This is a genomic window from Methylobacterium sp. ME121, from assembly GCF_000974725.1.
In the GTDB taxonomy this organism is placed as follows: domain Bacteria; phylum Pseudomonadota; class Alphaproteobacteria; order Rhizobiales; family Beijerinckiaceae; genus Methylobacterium; species Methylobacterium radiotolerans.
In genome coordinates this window covers 1-2299 of record NZ_BBUX01000156.1, presented here as the reverse complement: position 1 = coordinate 2299, position 2299 = coordinate 1, and the positions used below count along the sequence as shown (strand labels likewise).

3 protein-coding genes are annotated in these 2299 nt (G+C 76.9%); 1 reads left to right on the top strand and 2 read right to left on the bottom strand.

The features are described from left to right. Positions 1–24: 24 nt before the first annotated feature. Positions 25–216, bottom strand: a complete 192-nt coding sequence (locus ME121_RS32620) for a hypothetical protein (RefSeq protein ID WP_012318462.1) — start codon at positions 214–216, stop codon at positions 25–27. A gap of 334 nt (positions 217–550) precedes the next feature. Between ME121_RS32620 and ME121_RS32615 the strand changes: the two genes are divergently transcribed. Continuing rightward, on the top strand, positions 551–1726 hold the full coding sequence (locus ME121_RS32615; protein ID WP_012318461.1) for an MFS transporter: 1176 nt from the start codon (positions 551–553) through the stop codon (positions 1724–1726). Here ME121_RS32615 and ME121_RS32610 read toward each other — a convergent pair. Then, positions 1719–2299 (bottom strand): aminotransferase class I/II-fold pyridoxal phosphate-dependent enzyme (locus ME121_RS32610; protein WP_491892952.1); only part of this gene is annotated, 581 nt, incomplete at its 5' end. The two genes, ME121_RS32615 and ME121_RS32610, sit on opposite strands and share 8 nt — an antisense overlap.

The window sequence follows — 2299 nt, the reverse complement described above, 5'->3', positions numbered from 1 at the left end:
GGTCGCGCCGTCAGGGCCGCGCCGTCAGAGCCGCTCGGCCACCGTGGCGAGGTCCGCCCGCTCGCGCCAGTCGCCGACGCCGTGCTGGCGGGCGAATCGCAGCTCCGCGGCGCGGCGGGCGCGCTCGGGATCGCGGGCCCGCGCGATCGCGACCGAGCCGATCGTGAACGGCACCCCGAGGATCTCCTTGGCGAAGTCGACGCGGTAGTTCGGCATCCCGTACTCCCTGCTGCGGCGGCCCCGGCGCCGTTCTCGCGGAACGAAACCGCCCTCTCGTTCGTAGTCCGGTCCGTAAACCTCGCGAGGCTCGTCGCCCGGCGCACCGGTCCGCGGCGCCCGCCGGCATGCGGGCAGCGCCGGCTGCGTCTGATGCATATGGTGCGCCGTCGGCCCCGGTGAAGGGCCCCGGGGGGTGCCGGCAGGGATGCATCGCCGCAGCTTGCCCGGCGGCGCGCTCCGCCCGTATCGCTCGCGGCTCCGATCACCCTCCCCACACGGACCCGACCATGGCCCTTCCGCGGCGGCGTGCCTGCCTGCCCCCGACCCAGCCGTGACCACGCCCCTCGACGCGAAGGCCCGGCTCGGCCTGACGCTGATCGCCGGCGGGGCCGTGGCCAACATCTACTACAACCAGCCGCTGCTCGGCCTGATCGTGGCCGAGTTCGGCGACCGCGCCGCCCTGTGGGTGCCGACCACGGCCCTGGTCGGCTACGGGCTCGGCATCGTCGGGCTCGTGCCGCTCGGCGACGCCCTGCCGCGCCGCGCCCTGATCGTGGGACAGTGCCTCGGCCTCGCCCTGGCGCTGCTCGCCGTGGGCCTCGCCCCGAACCTCGCCTGCCTCGCGCTCGCCCATCTGGTGGTCGGGGTCCTGTCCTGCGCGGCCCAGCAGGCGGTCCCGTTCGCGGCCGAACTCGCCCCGGACGCGAGCCGCGGGCGGATCGTCGGCCAGGTCATGACCGGGCTCCTCACCGGCATCCTGCTCGCCCGCACGGCGAGCGGCTTCCTGGGGGCGCATCTCGGCTGGCGGCCGGTCTTCCTGGTCGCGTCCGTGCTGGCCCTCGCCATGGCGGGCATCGCGCGGGCCACCCTGCCCCACACGGTGCAGACGCACCCGCTGCGCTACCGCGCCCTGATGCTGTCGATCCTCCACCTCGCCCGCAGCCAGCCGGTCCTGCGCACGGCGAGCCTGTCGCAGGCGCTGCTGTTCGCGGGCTTCAACGCCTTCTGGGCGACCCTGGCCCTGCTGGTCGAGGGGCCGCCCTTCGGCCTCACCGCCGCCGGGGCCGGGCTGTTCGGGGTGATCGGCGTCTGCGGGGCCTTCGTGGCGCCGATCTCGGGCCGCTTCACCGACCGGCGGGGGGCGAAGCCCGTCGTCCTCGGCGGCAGCCTGCTGGTCGCCCTCTCCTTCGCGGTGCTCTGGGCGGGGGGCACCTGGTCGCTCGCCGCGGTGGCGCTCGGCGTGCTGCTCATCGACATCGGCATGAACGGCGCGCTCATCGCCAACCAGACGCGGGCCTACGCGCTGGTCCCGGGGGCGCGGGGCCGCATCAACACCGTGCTGTTCACGACCCTGTTCGTGTTCGGGGCGCTCGGCGCCTACGCCGGCTCGCAGGCCTTCCTGCTCGTCGGCTGGCCGGGCGTCTGCGCGGTCGGCCTCGCCTTCTCGGCGCTGGCCGTGATCGTGGCGGCCCGCGACCCGCACCCGCCGGGGGCGCGGCCTACCTGAGCACCCGCGACAGCCGGCACCAGCCCGCCCTGTCGGGCGGCAGGCCGAAGCGCAGGCGCTCCGGGCGCCCGGCGAAGCGCCGCACCGCGATCCCGGACGCCGCCAGCCGCCGGTAGAGGTCCGGCCCGTCGGGGAAATCGGCGGTCCGGAACAGGCACGTGCCGCCGACGACGCGGCCGCCGGCCCGGGCGATCATCCGGTCGAGGCGGCCCGCGTCCGCGGCCCGGGCCCGGGCGGCCTCGGCGCGCCAGCCCGCGTCCGACAGGGCCGCGCGCCCGATCGCCAGGGCGGGGCCCGACACCGCCCAGGGTCCGAGGGCCTCGGCGATCCGGGCCGCCGTGCCGGGCTCGGCGACCGCGAAGCCGAGGCGCAGGCCGGCGAGCCCGTAGGTCTTGCCGAAGGAGCGCAGCACCACGAGGCCCGGCGCCGAGTCCGGTGCGGCGACGTGAGGGCACAGGCTCTCCACCGTCTCCAGGTCGGCGAAGGCCTCGTCGGCGACGAGCAGGCCGCCGCGCCGGTTGAGCGCCGCGGCGAGCGCCCGGCGCTCGGCCAGCGGGTGGGTACCGCCCGTCC

Bases quoted from the DNA above. Each gene is read 5' to 3' on its own strand.
- ME121_RS32620 (WP_012318462.1), bottom strand. From the start codon at position 216: ATGCCGAACTACCGCGTCGACTTCGCCAAGGAGATCCTCGGGGTGCCG.